General features: G+C 47.8%; 14 protein-coding genes. 6 read left to right on the forward strand and 8 right to left on the reverse strand.

What is annotated here, in order from left to right:
* The first annotated feature begins 158 nt into the window (after positions 1-158).
* Positions 159-1037, forward strand: coding sequence for a hypothetical protein (locus SHEWMR4_RS19520; RefSeq protein WP_011624458.1), 879 nt, complete (start codon positions 159-161; stop codon positions 1035-1037).
* Between the two features lie 33 nt (positions 1038-1070).
* Complete coding sequence (locus tag SHEWMR4_RS19525; RefSeq protein ID WP_011624459.1) at positions 1071-1931, forward strand: hypothetical protein; 861 nt, start codon at positions 1071-1073, stop codon at positions 1929-1931.
* Between the two features lie 119 nt (positions 1932-2050).
* Here SHEWMR4_RS19525 and SHEWMR4_RS19530 read toward each other — a convergent pair whose 3' ends face one another.
* On the reverse strand, positions 2051-2605 hold the full coding sequence (locus SHEWMR4_RS19530) for a hypothetical protein (RefSeq protein ID WP_011624460.1): 555 nt from the start codon (positions 2603-2605) through the stop codon (positions 2051-2053).
* A gap of 244 nt (positions 2606-2849) precedes the next feature.
* Between SHEWMR4_RS19530 and SHEWMR4_RS19535 the strand changes: the two genes are divergently transcribed.
* Complete coding sequence (locus SHEWMR4_RS19535; protein WP_041408920.1) at positions 2850-4877, forward strand: alpha/beta hydrolase family protein; 2028 nt, start codon at positions 2850-2852, stop codon at positions 4875-4877.
* A 74-nt stretch (positions 4878-4951) separates the two neighbouring features.
* Here the strand turns inward: SHEWMR4_RS19535 and SHEWMR4_RS19540 are convergent, their stop codons facing one another.
* From SHEWMR4_RS19540 to SHEWMR4_RS19550, 3 genes are all read right to left on the reverse strand, one after another.
* Positions 4952-6412, reverse strand: a complete 1461-nt coding sequence (locus SHEWMR4_RS19540) for a M16 family metallopeptidase (RefSeq protein ID WP_011624462.1) — start codon at positions 6410-6412, stop codon at positions 4952-4954.
* A complete protein-coding gene (locus tag SHEWMR4_RS19545; protein WP_011624463.1) occupies positions 6409-7740 on the reverse strand; it encodes a M16 family metallopeptidase in 1332 nt (443 codons plus the stop codon). Before SHEWMR4_RS19545 ends, SHEWMR4_RS19540 begins: the two co-directional genes overlap by 4 nt.
* 137 nt (positions 7741-7877) lie before the next feature.
* Positions 7878-9275 (reverse strand): amidohydrolase, encoded by a 1398-nt coding sequence (locus SHEWMR4_RS19550; RefSeq protein WP_011624464.1) that lies wholly within the window; start codon positions 9273-9275, stop codon positions 7878-7880.
* A 320-nt stretch (positions 9276-9595) separates the two neighbouring features.
* Here SHEWMR4_RS19550 and SHEWMR4_RS19555 point away from each other — a divergent pair, with 320 nt between their 5' ends.
* Positions 9596-10591: a helix-turn-helix transcriptional regulator gene (locus SHEWMR4_RS19555; protein ID WP_011624465.1), complete on the forward strand. Its 996-nt coding sequence runs from the start codon at positions 9596-9598 to the stop codon at positions 10589-10591.
* A gap of 81 nt (positions 10592-10672) precedes the next feature.
* Positions 10673-11809 (forward strand): cell division protein FtsZ, encoded by a 1137-nt coding sequence (gene ftsZ / locus SHEWMR4_RS19560; protein WP_011624466.1) that lies wholly within the window; start codon positions 10673-10675, stop codon positions 11807-11809.
* Between the two features lie 16 nt (positions 11810-11825).
* On the opposite strand, the gene SHEWMR4_RS19565 is transcribed toward ftsZ, so the two are convergent.
* Positions 11826-12464, reverse strand: a complete 639-nt coding sequence (locus SHEWMR4_RS19565) for a class I SAM-dependent methyltransferase (RefSeq protein ID WP_011624467.1) — start codon at positions 12462-12464, stop codon at positions 11826-11828.
* Positions 12465-12526: 62 nt separating this feature from the next.
* Positions 12527-12880, reverse strand: coding sequence for a hypothetical protein (locus SHEWMR4_RS19570; RefSeq protein ID WP_011624468.1), 354 nt, complete (start codon positions 12878-12880; stop codon positions 12527-12529).
* A 291-nt stretch (positions 12881-13171) separates the two neighbouring features.
* On the opposite strand from SHEWMR4_RS19570, the gene SHEWMR4_RS19575 reads away from it, so the two are divergent.
* On the forward strand, positions 13172-15292 hold the full coding sequence (locus SHEWMR4_RS19575) for a putative bifunctional diguanylate cyclase/phosphodiesterase (protein WP_011624469.1): 2121 nt from the start codon (positions 13172-13174) through the stop codon (positions 15290-15292).
* A 267-nt stretch (positions 15293-15559) separates the two neighbouring features.
* Here the strand turns inward: SHEWMR4_RS19575 and SHEWMR4_RS19580 are convergent, their stop codons facing one another.
* Both SHEWMR4_RS19580 and SHEWMR4_RS19585 read right to left on the reverse strand, forming a co-directional pair.
* Positions 15560-16162, reverse strand: coding sequence for a tRNA-uridine aminocarboxypropyltransferase (locus SHEWMR4_RS19580; protein ID WP_041408921.1), 603 nt, complete (start codon positions 16160-16162; stop codon positions 15560-15562).
* 125 nt (positions 16163-16287) lie between these two features.
* Entirely contained in the window at positions 16288-17496 is a 1209-nt protein-coding gene (locus SHEWMR4_RS19585) for a multidrug effflux MFS transporter (protein WP_011624471.1), read from the reverse strand.
* Between the last annotated feature and the right edge of the window lie 60 nt (positions 17497-17556).

A 17556-nucleotide genomic window follows, 5' to 3' on the forward strand; every position in this document is an offset into this window, starting at 1 on the left:
CCTGTATCCTACTTAGATAACAAAGGGGCGACCTAGTTTGTTCCACTTATCACTAACACACTGATTTTTCTTTGATATAAAAAATAAAGGCGGCATTATAATGATACAAAAGATGCAGATTAGCTGCTTAAGACGCGTTATGTACTAGGGGATTTTGAATGATCATCAGCAGTAAAACGAGTGAAAAACTTCGAGACTTAATAAACGAAGAGACTGAGTATCGTTCTGGGCCAAATTTGGTTAAGTTTTTTAATGCTCTAGGTTTTAATCACTCATATGGACAAGGCTTCCCCTCTCGTTGGAAGTATACAGACGATTGTTTAGAAGTAATCAATGGAACACCTCAACTTGATAAGTGCATTAAAACAGTATTCAATCCCGTCAATTTTATTAGCCGCATTGACAAGTTGGATCGCTGTATTGTCGAATTTAACCAGTATTTAGCTTTTGATAAATGGCAAGTTGTTAGAAATGAAGCTGAAATAACCTTCAAGAAGCTTCATAAAGTGGAGTTTAACGAGGATAGAGTGAAATCAAGTAGTCTGTCTGAGTCTGATTTTTTAAGTCGAGAGTTTAGTGGTTTCACTATCTCTGATTTAGGCTTGGACCCAAATGTAACTGATGTACTGAACAAACGAGTCGATGAAATTGAAAAAAATTATAATTCGGCAGCTTACCTTTCTACTATTTTAATCGCTGGTAGTACTTTAGAAGGTGTTTTTCTTGGATTAGCTTCTATTTATCCACGAGCATTTAACACGGTGAAGTCTTCCCCAAAAAATCGTGACGGTAAGGTTCAACCATTTCATGAATGGACTCTCGCTGCCTTTATTGATGTGGCAAAAGACTTAGAACTAATTCAGTTAGATACCCATAAATTTTCACATATTTTGAGGGACTTTCGTAATTATATTCACCCTTATCAACAAATGTCATCAGGCTTCACACCAAGAGAGCATACAGCTAAGATTTGTTTACAAGTACTTAAGGCTGCAATTACTGAAATAACTCTAAGCATCAATAAGCTACGTAATTAATGCGGCTAAGCTTCATTCAAATAGTGATATACAATGAAATTAAAACATTTATTACAGCATGATTTTATAAAAGACTTTGAAGGGCTCTTAGTTACTGAGTTTGAAAAAACATTATTTGTAGCGAGCCTAAGAAACTATTGTTCTCATGGAAATCCGTTGAGGTTTCACAACTTTGCTTTCTCAATGAGAGAGCTTGTTTTACGGATTATTGATCGCAGAGCTCCTGATAGCAAAGTTAAGTCTGCAGCTTGGTATTCGAGAGAGAGTGATAGATTCGAAATAACTAGGCGTCAAAAACTCAAATATTGCGCTCAAGGAATGCTGTCAGACGCTTATTTGGATACTGTGTCGTTAGAAGATCTAAATCACAGCATTAAAGACTACCTCAAAGAATTTAACTTCTTCAATAAATATACCCATATTACAGAAAAACACTTAAACACTTGCCCTAAGCAGTTTTACGCAGATATGAAGTTTATTATTCAGCGCTCTAGAGAAGTGATTGAAGAAATTGATTCGATGGAAAATTTAGTAGTCAATAGCATTCATGATACCTTACAAGATCACCTATTCGACTACGTTATCAATAACTTTCCAAGTGAGCTAGACATCCTAGCACACAACGTAATAGTTGAATCTGTATCTCCAGAGGAGCTTGTGGTTACTTATCTAGAGGAAAACGGTATCACTGTAGCGGTCTCGGGTACAGTTTATGTTACTCAAGAATACGGTAGAGGGGAGGACTTTACAGAATTATATGAAAACTATCCTTTTAGTGTTTCTATTGACTTAACTGTTGAGGATCCTACTGATATTACTATTGACCAGCATGACTTTAAAATTGATACGTCATCGTGGTTTGAAGTTGAGGAAGAGCTTGAAACTGAAGGTTGATCAGTGTTTAAGGCTTCAAGATATTATTTCTAATCTCAGTTCAGCGAGCTAGAACAGAAACTCTAGCTCGTTTATGTCCCCAAAGTGAGTTGCGTATTGTCGAGTATGAATAATTCGGCTTAATGAGATGGTGCGACAGGCGTCATCTCTATCCCACGAAAGAGCTGATAGCGGTCGATATCATCGTCTAAATATTGGATATTTTGCGTCCATAGCCATGCGCCTTGGGGCGATTTAGCTTCGAATAACAGTTGGATTAAGGCGGCGCGCGCATTCACGACTCCCTCGCCAAGCAGGGAATAATCGCCATTTTGTTGATATAAACTAAAGAGTTGCTGCTTTTCCTGCGAGACACCGTCGTAGTAGGTTAACAGTACTTGCTCGCCTTGCTCCCGAAACCACCAAGTCTCGCTGTAGGGAGCACGCGTACCGACACTTACGGAGAGGATCAACTGGCGCTGATCATGGGAGCAAAAGCCGTTGACGATAACTTGCTTCGGGATTTCCCCCACCTTAGCGGCATTGCCCTGCCACTGCCCCACCATTTGCGGGCAAAAAGCTTTAAAACTGACCTTAGCGGCTTGCGCAGGAAAGAGAGCTAAGCTGCCCAAGGCGAGTATCAAGACATTTTTTATCAATAGCTTGCCCAGTTTTTGCGGGATGATTAACGCCATATTCGAGTCCTATTTCAATCTTCCAATACATTAGCGTTAAAACCCCTTAGCCACAAATACACTACGACAGTTTGCGCCATGTCAGTCATACCTCGTCATCAAAATGCGGCCTGTGGTTACAGTTACTTACATAAAAGTCCGTCTCAACCTTCACAGACTCAGCTTGATTTCATGCTCGGTTTTTATACTTTGGGGTTTAATGGGAAAAATAACGATAACACTCTGAATGATAAGGAGACATCTAGTGAAGAAGGCAGGAATTATACTGCTGAGTCTGCTAATGCCCCTCAGCACGGCATTTGCAGAAGCCAGCAAACCACTCTCAGTCGAATTACTTTGGCAACTCAAACGCATAGGTAGCCCAGTGGTATCCTCCACGGGCGAGCACATTATTGCGCCTGTGACTGAATACGACCTTAAGGAAGACAAGGGCTCAACCCAACTGTGGCGCTTCGACGGTGAAGGTAAAAATAACCGTGCGATTACCGCCAAAGGCTTAAAAGTCAGCGAGCCAGTATTTTCGCCAGACGGCAAAACCTTAGCTTTTATCAGCGAACGTAACGATGATGACGCGGGCCAAATTTACCTGTTACCTATGGATGGCCCGGGTGAAGCCAGCAAACTCACGGATATACCCACCGGCGTCAATGGCATCAAGTGGGTTGGCAAGCATTTGTATTTTATCAGCAATATCTTCCCTGAGCAGAACTGGGAGCAAATGAAGGCCCAGCTTAAAACAGACAAAGATAATAAAGTCTCCGCCCGCCAGTGGAATGCGCTGCCCTATTCGCAGTTCGATCATTGGTTAGATGAGCGCCGTCAGGCCCATGTATTTAGGATCCCAGCCACAGGCGGCGCGGTTGAAGCCGTGACTCAGCCGTTAGGCCATGAACTGCCACGCTCAAGCCAAAGCAGCTCAAGTTATGATATTTCCCCCGATGAACGCTTAATTGCCTTCAGCACCTATGGTTCGGATAATCGCGTCGACCCTAAGTTAGATCTGTTCCTCGCCACCATTGGCGGCAGCAAGGCTGAAAACATCACTCCAGATAACCCAGCGCCGGATCTAAACCCAACATTTAGCCCTAACGGCAATACCCTCGCCTTTACTCGCCAAAAAATCCCCGGATTTTATGCCGATACCGCAAGGTTGATGCTGATGGATGTGAGCAGTCGCAAACTCACCACGCTCACCGCGGATTGGGATCGCTCAGTGTCTCAATTCGAGTGGACACCCGACAGCAAGGGCTTCTATGCCAGCATTGATGATGCAGCGACAAACCGTATTTATCATATCGATGCCAAGAGCGGTAAGGCCAAGGCCATCACCCAAGCCACCGACTTTAGCCAGCCAGCTATCGCTAAAGATGGTCAGTTGATTGCGACCAATCAGAGCTTTTTGTATCCCGCGCGTTTAGTCAGCATCAACCCTCGCAATGGTAAAACCGAGCGTTTAGAGCAGTTTAACGACGAAATTTTAAAGGATGTCGATTTAGGCACCTATGAGTCGGTCACCTACAAGGGTTATCAGGGCCAAGATATTCAAATGTGGGTGCACTATCCACCTGGGTTCGATCGCAGCAAGAAGTACCCGCTATTTATGTTGATCCACGGTGGCCCACACAACGCCATTAGCGATGGTTTCCACTTCCGCTGGAACGCACAAACCTTCGCCTCGTGGGGTTATGTCACCGCCTGGCCAAACTTCCACGGCTCTAGCGGCTTTGGACAAGAGTTTGCCGATGCCATTAACCCAGATTGGAAAAACAAATCCCTCGAAGATGTGCTCAAAGCCGCAGACTGGTTTAAGCAACAAAGTTGGATCGATAGCGATCGTATGGTCGCCGGCGGCGCCAGCTATGGCGGCTACTTAACCTCGATTATTTTAGGTCAGCCGCATCCCTTCAAGGCGCTGCTGATCCACGCAGCGGTGTACGACATGTACTCACAAATGTCGGCGGACTTTGCCGTCCACAGCACTCGCTTTGGTAACTACTGGGATAATCCTGAGCTGTATAAAGCCATTTCGCCCCATTACTTTGCCGCCAACTTTAACACTCCAACCTTAGTCAGCCATGGGCAACTCGATTATCGCGTACCCGTCGGCCAAGGTTTTGAGCTGTTCCGCACCTTGCAAACACGTAATGTCGAATCGCGGATGATTTATTTTCCCGATGAAAACCATTGGATCATGAAACCCAACAACTCCATCTATTGGTATAACCAAGTGAAGGATTGGATGACTCATTACGCTAAGCCCGGTGCGCAATAACACCTAGAACAGAAAAACAAAAGGTCTGCACTATGCAGACCTTTTTATTGGGCGAAATACACTAACGCCAGTGGTTACTGACCAAAACCCACCGCATTAATATCAACGGTTTGCACTTGGCCATACTTGGCCGCGATAGGCGCTATCTTGCTGGCGTTGCCAATCAGCACAAACTGCAGGTCTTTTTGTGGGAAGTAAGTTTTCACTAACCTTTGGGTTTCTTCTAAGGTTAAGCCGTCCACTTTGGCTTGGAACTCATTGATAAACTTATCATCGAAGCCGTAGAGATACATGCCAGATAAGAGTCCAGCCAATTGGCCCGAGGTTTCAAACTTAGGCGGGAACTGACCTTTAACATAGGCCTTAGCCGAATCAAGAGTCGCTTGGTCGACGCCTTTTTCCCATAAACGAGCATAGGTTTTCAGCGCTAAATCAATCGCTTCTTGAGTGGTTTCCGTCTTAGTGAAGGTGCTAATGGTAAACACGCCCGAGTCGGTATAAGGACTAAAACCGGAGCGCGCGCCATAGGTTAGCCCCGCATTCACCCGCAGCTCATCGTTCAGCCAAGAGGTAAAGCGACCACCTAAAATGGTGTTCACTACCGTTAGCCCCACATAGTCTGGGTTATCACGGCTAATGCCTAAACCACCGATAACAAAGGTAGTTTCCATCGCATCTGGCTTATCCACCAGCAGCACTTTGGCCTCAGTTAACTTAGGTAAACCTTGGTTTAAGTCGGGCTGAACGAGTTTTTCGCTGCCTTTCCACTGACCAAAAGTCTGGGTTAGCTTGGCCTTCATCGCTGCCACATCAAAATCCCCCACCACAGTTAATGCGGTATTTGCAGGTTGATAGTAGCTTTTGTGGAAGGCGCGCAGCTGCGACACTGTGACTTGCTCAAGTGACTCGCGATTACCCGATGAGGCATTACCGTAAGGATGGGCACCGAACACCAGTTTATCGAAGTAGCGACCAATCACGGCGCGCGGGCTTTCTTTATCCTGCTGTAAACCCGCAATGGCGCGCTGCTTAAGCTTGTCGAATTCTGCTGAATCAAAGTCGGGGCTTAATAGCGCGGCGCTGAATAGGCCGAGCATGACATCGGTATCTTTCGCCATAAAATCGGCGGCCAGATAACTACCTTCTTTGTCGGCTTCGGCCCCTAAGCTAGCGCCGAGAAAATCCACTTGCTGCTCAATCTCGGCCTTGGATTTACCCGCCGCGCCAAGGAGTAAACCTTCGGCGGTCATTTGGGCGATACCCGCTGTGGTGTCGTTTACCGCCCCGGCACGCACGACCGCGTTTAGGGTGATTAACGGCACTTCGCGCTGTGGCATTAAATACACTGTTAGGCCGTTATCTAGCACTAACTTGTCGTAACTTGGCATGGCAAAGCTGCCAGTATCGACTCGTTTTGGTGCCGTGGTGGCGCAGCCGGATAAGGCTAAGCTAGTGCCTAGGGCTAATGCGACCATTAACTTAGTCGGCTGCAGAGATGATTCTATAAAGGATGATTTAACAAAGGAGAATTTCATTGATCCGACTCCTCGTTTGCCGCCAATACCGCAACAGTGCGATTCGATTTGCGTAAATAGGTTTGGGCAACACGTTGGATATCCGCAGGCGTTACCTTGTTATAGGCCTCTGGCGCATTAAATAATTTATCGTAGCTACCAAAATACATTTCATAGGTGCCTATGGTGTTGGCCTTACCATTGATGGTTTCCATCGCACGATAAAAGTCCATCAACTTGATATTTTTGACTTTATCTAGCTCTTGCTGAGTCACGCCATTGGTCACTATGCTATTAATTTGTTCGATCAGCGCACGCTCTAAGGTGTTAGCATTCACTTCAGGCGTGGCTACGCCCATCACATAGAACAGGTTAGGATCGACCGACATCGGCATATAGGTCTCGGCTTCGAGCGCGACTTGCTTATCCACCAGCGCTTGATATAAACGCGAGCTATTACCTTGGCTTAGGATCGAGCTGAGCAGATCCAAGGCATAATAATCGGCATGGGTCGCCGCTGGCACATGGTACGCCAACATTACGTTAGGTGTACTGACCGAGGCTTTTTGTACGAAGGTACGGCGCTCCCCCTTTTGCAAAGGCTCGACGGTACGCACGGCTTTAGGCGGTGTTTGCGCGGGGATTGGCGCAAAATACTTATCCGCCAATGCCTTAACTTGAGCCAGCTTTACATCACCGGCAATCACTACGACCGCATTGTTCGGCGCATAGTAGGTTTTATGGTATTGCACTAAATCTTCTAAGGTCCAAGCGGCAATATCCGACTCATGGCCAATCACAGACCAAGAGTAAGGGTGCGCTAAAAAGGCCACGCCTTTAACTTCGCCTTCGAGGGTATTCCAGTTGGAGTTTTCAAGCCCAGTCGAACGCTCCGACTGTACTACGCCACGCTCGCTTTCAACCATATCGGGATTGATATCTAAGTTGGCGATACGGTCGGCCTCGAGGTCGAACATGGTTTCTAGCGCATTAGCTGGGAACCAGTCGGTGTAGACCGTCATATCCTCTGTGGTGTAGGCATTGTTAGCCCCGCCAGCGGCTTCCATAGTACGGTCGAACATCTTAGGGCCGTATTTTTTCGAGCCGTTAAACATCATGTGTTCGAAAAAGTGTGAGATACCGGTAATCCCCGGAACTTCGTTGCGGGAACCGACTTTCCAAAACAGATACATGTTGGCATTGGGAATAGAAGAGTCCTCTAGCACCATGATTTTCATGCCGTTGGCTAGCGTAAAACTCTTGATGTCTTCTGCCGTTGTGGCCTGTGCTTGGCTTAAGGGATTAAAGAGTCCCATCGCCAACACCAGCGCCGATAGCGTGCGCTTCATCTTGTTCGCTCCTTGCTGTAAAAATCCACATATGAAGGCAAATTGCCTAGCAAATCAAGCGTGGGAAGACCTTCCCACGCCGATTTTTTGTAAGCTCAAGTTATACCGAAAAGCTGACGGAATAAGGCTTAAGCGGTTTATTGCGCCTTAAGTGCCGTAAGGGCAACCTTGGTCATGGCCTCAACACCAACTTTTAACGCACTTTCATCCACATAGAAGGCGGGAGAATGGTTACTGGCCGCCGTTTCAGGATCTGTGCCTTTGGGTGTTACCCCGAGGAAGAAAAACATCCCAGGTGACTCTAGGGCATAGAATGAAAAGTCCTCGGCACCTGTGATTAATCCTGGCTCAATCAGCATCTTATCGCCGACCACACTGGCAAGCACTGGGCGCATACTGGCGACCAATTCAGGATTATTCACCACCACGGGATAACCTTGATGGATTTCGGTTGTCGCTGTGGCACCTAAGGTTTTTGCCGATAACTCGGCGATTTCGGCCAAGCGCACCTTAATATCGGCACGCATAGGTTGGTCAAAGGTGCGGATGGTGCCAATCAGCTCCACTTCATCGGGAATAATATTCGAGCGAATACCGCCATTGACTGCGCCAAAACTCACCACGGCGGGCGCTTTGGTAATATCCACCTGACGACTGACAATGGTTTGCACATTGGTAATAATTTGCGCCGCGGCGACAATAGGGTCGACACCATTCCACGGACGCGAACCATGGGTTTGGCGACCTTTCACTTTGATTGTAAAGGAATCTTCACTCGCCATGGCAGGGCCACTACGCACACCAATCATGCCGCTTGGCATACTCGAAGTCACATGCATGCCAAACACTTGGTCGGGTTTACGCTTGGCAAACAGCCCTTGTTTTAGCATTAATTCCGCACCGCCCTCTTCACCATCGGGCGCACCTTCTTCGGCGGGTTGGAAGATAAACATCACATCACCGGCAAGGCTATCTTTGACTTTCGCTAAATTCTCGGCCACCCCCATCAACATAGCCACATGGGTATCGTGGCCGCAGGCATGCATCACCCCTACGGTTTGACCGCGATAGGTATCTGTCGCTTTAGAGGCAAAAGGCACATCGACCACTTCGGTCACGGGCAAAGCATCCATATCGGCGCGGATCGCAATCAAGGGACCGGGTTTACCGCCCTTTAAGATGCCTACAACGCCAGTATGGGCAATGCCCGTTTGCACTTCTAATCCGAGGGATTTCAGATGCTTTTCGATAATCTTGCTGGTGCGAAACTCGCGATTAGATAACTCAGGATGTTGGTGCAAATCACGGCGCCAGTCGATCACCTTTTGCTCCACACCCGCCGCCAACTTAGCCGCATCGGGCTGCGCCGCATAGGCAGTGCTTACCCCTGCACCCATTAAGCTCAAGGTGACGATGGAAGCGAGCAAGCTCTTAGTCAGTTTGGATGAACTCACACCGAGTGAACGGGAATAAGGTGCAAAGGATGTAGCTACAGAGGATGTTGATAACGCGCGCGATACCGAGAGTACAGTCATAGCGATAACCTATTGTTGTTTTTATAAGCTATCTAAACTACACGGACATTGAGAAATTGTTAATAGATTTAATAGTAAGGAGACATTACGCAGTGAATGTTTTACTACACTCAGTGTAAATCACGCGGCTTGCAAAATATGCCGACAATCCATTGTTGATGGTCTTATGAAATCAAAAGCCGAGACAATGCGATTACTCGCATAAGGTGAGTCAGTCGGGATTTTGAAAGATTTTCACACACCATACAAAACCTGCGACAGCTTTTGTCGCAGCCTTTGATTAATATAATGTTATTCCGCTAAACATCGAAAAATTCATCATGCAGCCTAACTTTCAACGCCAAGTGACACTACTGAGCTTAATCCCGCGGGCGCCACGTAAAATCTCGGTGAACGAATTAGTCGAGCGGCTGGCAAACCGCACGCAGGATATCAGTAAGCGTTCGGTGCAAAGGGATTTAAAGGCCATGTATGAAATGGGCACCTTTGGCTTACGCCTCGATGATAGAAACAAGCCCTATGGTTGGTCGATTGAGTCCTGCTGGCGCGGGTTGAACCTAGATCTAATGGACCAACATATGGCGCTGGCTTTAACCACCTTAAAGCGCAGTGCCAGTCAGTTGATGCCACCACAAAGCTTGCAACAACTACAGCCCTACTTCGACAGGGCCGATCAGGTGCTGGCTAGCGATCCCGAAAACCCTTGGCTCTATTGGGCGTGCCGAGTCGCACAGCTTCCCGAGCCTTACCCCTTTATCCTGCCGCAGCACCAACCTCAGTCTTTAGAGGTCATACAGCAAGCGATTTTGGATAAGAAACAAATTCGCTGCGATATCAAAAAATGGATCAATGGCAAAATGCATTGGCTGCATTACAACCCCATTAATCCACAAGGTATTTTGATCCGCGATGGGGTGGCGCTACTCGCCTTTACCATTGGCAGCTTTGATAAGCGCCGCCACCACAAACCGATTGGCTTACTGCGTAACGCGCAGCTATTGCCCAGCGCGGCGGTTAAGAGTGCCGATTTTGATATCAATAAAACCGCACAGGGCTCGCGTGGCGAGAAGATGCGTCTCGAACTGCTGCTCTCCGATAAGGCGAGTTTTATCATGCGCGAAGCCAAGTTTAGCGATAACCAGACCATGCAATTACGCGAGGATGGCCGCTTTTATGTAGTCGCAGAAGTCACTGATACCCCAAAGCTGCGCGCAGCATTGTGGGAAATGGCCGATACCGTGGAGGTGCTGGCACCGGTAAAACTGCGGGAGCACTTTGCCGCCCTCAGCAAAAAAATGGCGGCGAAATACCGTTAAACTGTTTATCGCATTGATGCGACAAGCTGAGTCGCAACTCAAGGTTAGTCTTGCTTTACCATTGCTAACTGTGAGAGTGCTATGTTTGAACTAATTCATGAAACCGCCACTGGCGCCATGCCTAAATTAACGGTATTCGGCGTCGGAGGTTGTGGTTGTAATACCATTAATCAACTCAGCCAAGTCAATCTGCCATCCAGCGTAGAATTAATTTCCGTCAATACCGATGCCCAAGCCATGGCAGCCACCAGCAGCCATTACCGCATTCAAATTGGTCCACAAACGACGAAAGGCTTAGGCGCAGGCGCCAAGCCCGATGTCGGCTGCGCAGCAGCGATTGAGTCGGCGCAGGCATTAACTGAACAAATGCAGCATAGCGATATCGTGTTTCTCACGGCGGGATTAGGCGGCGGCACAGGTACGGGCGCGCTACCGCAGGTGGCAAAGCTCGCTCGTGAGTTAACCAAACCTGTTATCGCCGTTGTGACCATGCCTTTTAGCTTTGAGGGCCAGCACAGAAAGACCAATGCCGAAGCCGGACTGCAGGAATTATTGGAGAGCGCCAATGCCGTTATCGTTCTCCCCAACGATAAGCTTGCCGAGGTGCTTGGCGCCAAAGTGACCCTGCTTAATGCATTCAAAGAGAGCAATAAAATTTTACAGGATGTGTTACTGGGGCTTGCCAATACCATCAGCCAAGCTGGGCTTATCAATATTGATTTAAATGACTTTATTTCCGTTATCAGCCGTCAAGGTCGCGCCGCAATGGGCGTGAGCTGCCTTCAGGGCGACGAGGATCTGATCTCGGCGGTTAAACGCGCCATGCAACATCCTTTGCTCGATAATATTGAACTCAATCAAGCACAAGCGGCAATTGTCAGTGTTGTCGCAAAAGACACGATAGAGCTCAGTCAATACAACCAAATCGGCGCAACTGTACATGAGCAATTACCGCGGGATGCCCTAGTGATTATTGGGCTCACTATCGACCCGAACCTCGAATCGGAGCTCGAAATCATGGTGATAGCAACGGGGATTGGATTCGCTCCGCCGGAAATTCAAACTCCTATCCAGGCTGTCAATGACAACTATATCAATGTGCATGATTTTATTAAGCGTCAGGCAATATCCATCGCCGAGCCTGCACCAACCAAGTTCGATTTAGAAAACTTACAGATCCCAACTTATCTGCGGCAGCAAAAGCCCCAAGCGCATTAGTTAACCTGAGTTCAGGTTAACTAGCTTGATGCAAAAACACGACGTCTTTGTCGATGATTTCCAGTTGCCAGCCGTAATGCTCGGCGAGCCATTGAAAGGTGGCTTCGGAGTAAAAGTTAATATGGGTGGGATCATTTTTATAATGCCAAGTGCTAAAGGCCGTGGGATTGAGCACTCGCTTCGTCATCACGGCCAAAATGCCCTTGGGTTTGAGCAAGGAATTTAATAAGGTCAGTAACGCATCGGCATCACTCACATGCTCGATGACCTCTGTTAGGGTAATGAAATCGTATTGCCGCGTGAGTAACTCGGGGTGGTTGGCGTAATAGAGATCGTAGTTTTCGACCCGATAACCCCGCGTTTGCGCCAGCAGACTCAACGCCTTGCCCTCACCACACCCAAAATCGAGCCCCAATGCCGTTGGCGCAAAGCGGCTCAACAAGGGGGCGAGGGTTCTGTCTAGAAACTGCTGATAACCAAGATCCTGCGGGTGATTCTCGTGCTTATCGTATTCAGCCTTTTCGGCTGCAGGACTCAGATAAAATTCGGCAGGCACGCTCACCAAGGCACACTGCTGGCACTGTTGGTAACGACGGCGTTTATCTTGGTGGTAAGCCACTAAATCGGCACTGTGGCAAAGGGGGCAGGTGTTCAACGGCAATTCCTAGCAGAATCAAAGGGCAAACGGTGAATATTGCCCTTAATGTAAAAAAATAACTAAGGTTTGGGGATTTTACGCTCTTTGGCGGCCGCTTCCTTGGCTTCTTGCAGATATTTTTGCTCGCGGCTTTCCCTTTCATCGAACTGCTTTTGAGCCTTAAGCTTTTGTTGGGCTTCCCAATCCTGCGGATTGGACTGTTGGCGGATTTTTTCTTCCCGTGCCGAGGTCTCTTGGGCGGCTCGGCGGGCCTTTTCAAGCTGCGCCTGCTCGATACGCTGCGAGTCGATGCGCGCCTTATCGGCCCGTTGCTCTAAGGTCAGCCGTGGTTTCGGCTGATCAGCCGCGTGCGCGGTAGGTAATACTAGGCCGACAACGACACTTAATGCGATAGTGGGGATAAGTTTTTGCATCCGATATTCCTTAGAGTCCTTCCTCGGCTGATTGACACGGCAAACTGGGTATTCAGGGCAAAACATAGCATAAAACCGTATTTTGCAGTGATGAGTTAGAATGATTTTCGTGTAAGTCGCTGAAAATCAGCTATCTTAGACTGTCAGTTTTTAGTTGTTATTTGAGCAAAACCTCGATTATGTTTATTTTAACCTCGCTGGAATGATGTACTATTTGAATTAATTTCGTTATAAACGAAGTACCTAGCTATAGGATGTGACCTTAATTTGCGTCACAAGGGAGTATCCTAAATGATCAGATGGCAACACTTGCTCAATAAACTCAGTACAGATGACCCTGTATTGCAAGATAAGCTGTCATGCTGGCAAGCCGATCCGCACCAGACTCCCCTCGCCCTAATCCAAGGCTTTAGTTTTATTAGCGCAAATAGCGCCACCCTCGATTACTTTGGCACCGAATACGATGCCTTAGTGAATACCACGCCCTATGACTTTTCACCTAGGATCCAATCCTCCGGACGCAATAGCGTTGAATTTGCACGGGAAATGATTATTGAGGCGGCATCGGGGAACCATGTCGAATTTAGTTGGCTCCACCTGAGCCAACAGGGTAAAGAACTCCCCACCAAGGTAAGACTCTACCCTTGTTATTTACAGCAACAAGCCGTAGTGCTCGTTGAGCTACAAGCCCTCAACCGTCGAACTCAAGTTCGGCCGTCGATCTCCGATGGCTTTGCCCATATCCCACGGGAAATTATGGCGACCACACTTGAAGAGAGTGCCGAGGCCGTTTACATCACCGATGCTGATAATCGCATATTGGCCGTAAACAAGGCTATGTGCCGTATCTGCGGTTACAGTGCCGAGCAATTGATCGGTAAAACCCCTGAGTTTTTAGAGGCCAAACTCCTGCCACCAGGGCAAGAAACCGATTGCCAAGCCGCCATGAAACTTCGGGGATTTTGGCATGGTGAGACGCTTAAACAGCGATCTGACGGGAGCCACTTTCCTGCATGGCAGAGCAGTCGCCGAATCGAGACCGATGACAACGCCCTATATCATGTGAATATTTTCAGCGATATCAGCACCAAAAAACTGCTCGAAACGCAGCTCACCACCCGTGCTATGTACGACACATTAACGGGGTTGCCGAACCGTTATCATCTCAAGCAAATACTCAATAGCGCCCTCGATAAACTGAAGGATGATCCTTCCGCCCTCGGCGCACTGATGTTTTTAGACCTCAATGGTTTTAAGAACATCAATGACAGCTTTGGTCATTCCATGGGTGACAGGGTGTTACAACTGGTGGCCGCGCGTTTAGAAGCGGGCTGCATTGAGAAGGCCGATATCGCCCGTATGGGGGGCGATGAGTTTACCTTAGTGCTGCAGGAATGCAGCTGTAAGGAAGAAATTCAATTATTTGCCGAGCAAATACTGAGCCTATTCGACAGTCCATTTGAAATCGAAGGGCAGAAGTTCTTCCTCGGTACCAGTATTGGTATCGCGCTGTTCCCAACCCACAGCGATCAAGCGGGACAGCTGATTAGCTTAGCCGATACCGCCATGTATAGCGCGAAGAAAAATCAGCCGCACTTAGTCTTTTATGACAAGGTGATGAGCCAAGCAGCTGAGCTTAAATTAAAGCTTATCAACAATCTAAGGCATGCCCATAGCCTCAAACAGTTCAATCTTGCCTATCAGGCGATAGTGGATTTACATACCAATAAGCCCATAGGTGCCGAGGCGTTACTGCGTTGGCAAAAATCCCCCAACGAGCATTATGAAGCGGCCGAGTTCGTCCCTTTACTCGAGGAAACAGGGCTGATTATTACCATTGGGCAATGGGCACTGGAGCAAGCCTGTAAGCAGGCCGCCATATGGCGCGCGAGTTATCAGCCTGATTTTAAAGTGTCGGTTAACGTATCGCCCTTACAGTTGGAGCATGTGGATTTTGTCGGCCAAGTGATTAGCGCCCTAGAAATGGTCGCCCTGCCCGCCGAAGCGCTGATTTTAGAAATCACCGAGTCAGCGCTGTTACGTCAACCCGAGTTAGCGCGCCAGACCCTTGAGCGCATCAAAGCCTTAGGTGTCGGCATCGCCATTGACGACTTTGGCACAGGTCTCTCATCACTCAGCCGTTTAGGAACCTTACCGATAGACAGTGTCAAAATTGATGCTGAATTTGCTCTGCGTTTACATGATGCCTCGGGACAAAAACTTTGCCATGCCATAGTGCAATTAGCACAGGCTCTCGACATTCACTTTGTGGCAGAAGGCATTGAAACACAGCAGCAAAAAGACATCATTACCCATATGGGACAAGGTTTTGCGCAAGGCTTTTTGTTTGGCTATCCCAGCTCGGTTGAACAGTTTACTCAAGCCTTTTTAGCCGAAAGGTGTATCGCTTAAGGTTGAGCTGCAACGCGGTGATAATTGACTGGTTTATGGGTGGATTTTTACGAATTGACTCATTGGCTCGATAGCCCTGCCAGCACACCATAAAGAATGGAATCACTCCCCTGCAAAGCAATTGGCTGGCAAAGCTATCTCATCATTTGCGCTGCAAATGAATCACCGCTATTAAACCTTGTTTTACGTTACGTTAGCGTGATCTGAATAAGATTTTAACTATTTTAATTCGTACGGGGTCTCAAAAACGTAAGAATTTAAAAACACTTATTCTCCGCCCTGATAACGCAACCTTACCTGAGCTGGCATCGCCCGAATGCGCATCTCCACCATAGCATCGAAGGCATTCAATAGAGGCGACACATCTAAATCCGGCTCGAGTGCTTTTAGCATATAAGCACTCGCTTCTAAGGTTGATAAACTGTCACTGCGACTCGATTTGCGGATCTTATATCTTGATGCATAACCTTCGCCCAAGTGCACCGCAGGCAATTGAGCCAACCATGAATTGAGCTGCAAGATTTTAAAGGCTTTGCGCCAGGTGCCATCGATCAACAACAGTACACAATCGGCGCAAAGCTTCTGTTGTTCGACACTCACACTCTGCTCAGAGGGATACACAAGATAGACAGGGCGTTCGCCATTCATCAATTGTTCGCGCAATAAGGCAAAATCCGCCTCAGTCTCCCCCACATATACTTGGGTATTGGGGATTACTAGACTTAACACCTTGACGCTATTCTTTTTATGCTCGACTTCGGAGGGGTGTTGCAATATCACTAGCTGCGTTTGCGGCTGTATCGGCTGCACATGGGCGCAGAGGCACGCATTCATCGGATAACAGCAAATAGGACAATAGTGGCGACTCAAAGCAAACTCTCTATAAAACGTTTATCCTGCAGTATAACAGCTCGCATTACCCATAAAAAATGCCCGTAGTTATGGTCAAATAAGCTACGGGCAAAGGGTGTTTTGGGTTAGCCGTTTAGGGCGAATTAATGCTCTGCGGCTAATTGCTCTTGGTGCCAGTGGTCGAAGCGGCTGAGCGCCATCATTGAAAGTAATCCGACAGAAAATACTCCCATTACTAAGGCCACTGCATAGGGGGCGGTCAGGTTTGTTTGCTGTACCAATCCAGCAATCACCGATGCACCACTCATCTGAATAAAACCTAACATCGCCGTTGCTGTTCCTGCACGCTCACCAAAGGCTGACAGTGCCATACTGGTCGCAGGGCCTAATAAGAAAGCAAAACCGATACACAACAACATCATAGGTAGCATAAAGGCAAAGGCGGCAGCCATACCCACACTCGGACCAAAGGCTTGCGCCGCGATAATCAATACCGCCGAGAGCACCAGTAGCACTAAGGCAAGGATGGCGGTTGGACGGTTGCCTAACTTGCGGATCACCACCGGCGCGGCAAAACAGGCCACAATATTGACTACAGCGTTCAAACCGAACAAACCGCTAAATGCCAACTCAGACACCCCTAAATGGCCGATAAGCCACACGGGAGAGTAAGACACATAACTTAAAATTGCCGCCATCGCCGACATACAGGCAAAGGCATAAAACAAGAAATGGGTATTGCTCAGCACCGGCTTATAACGACTCCAACGGTACAATGGGCCTGTGCTAACGGTATTGGCCGGACGGGTTTCGGGTAAACGATAGCCCACCAATAGCATCATCAAAATCGCGTATAGCGTCATAAACACAAAGGTCGAGCGCCAGCCAAATTGCATGGCTAATAGTCCGCCAAGGGTAGGTGCCAAGGCAGGAATAACGCAAATAGCACCGTTTAAGTAACTGTAAATACGGGCGCCTTCCTTCGGCGAATAACAGTCACGCACAGCGCTAAAGACCACAATCGAAGTTGAACACGCCGCTAACCCTTGCAACACGCGAGCAAGTTGTAACCAGTGAAATTCAATCGCAGCAGCGGCGAGCAAACTGCTCGCGCCATACAGCAACACACCAAAGAGTGCCACGGGGCGACGTCCATAACGGTCGGCCAAGGGGCCAATCAATACCTGTCCCACACCCATAGCAAATAAAAACAGTACTAAGGTGGACTGTACTTCGCTGGCAGACACGGCGAACTCTGCCGCCATAGTGGGCATAGAAGGGAGGTAAATATCAATTGCCAGAGGGCTAAGTAGCACCAAAGACATCAAAATAGGTAACAGATTGCGCCGCATAAAACTTATCTCGGTTAAACAGTAAAAAGTATTTCAGTGGGCGCTATTTTAAATAACTCA

Source organism: Shewanella sp. MR-4, assembly GCF_000014685.1.
GTDB lineage: Bacteria > Pseudomonadota > Gammaproteobacteria > Enterobacterales > Shewanellaceae > Shewanella.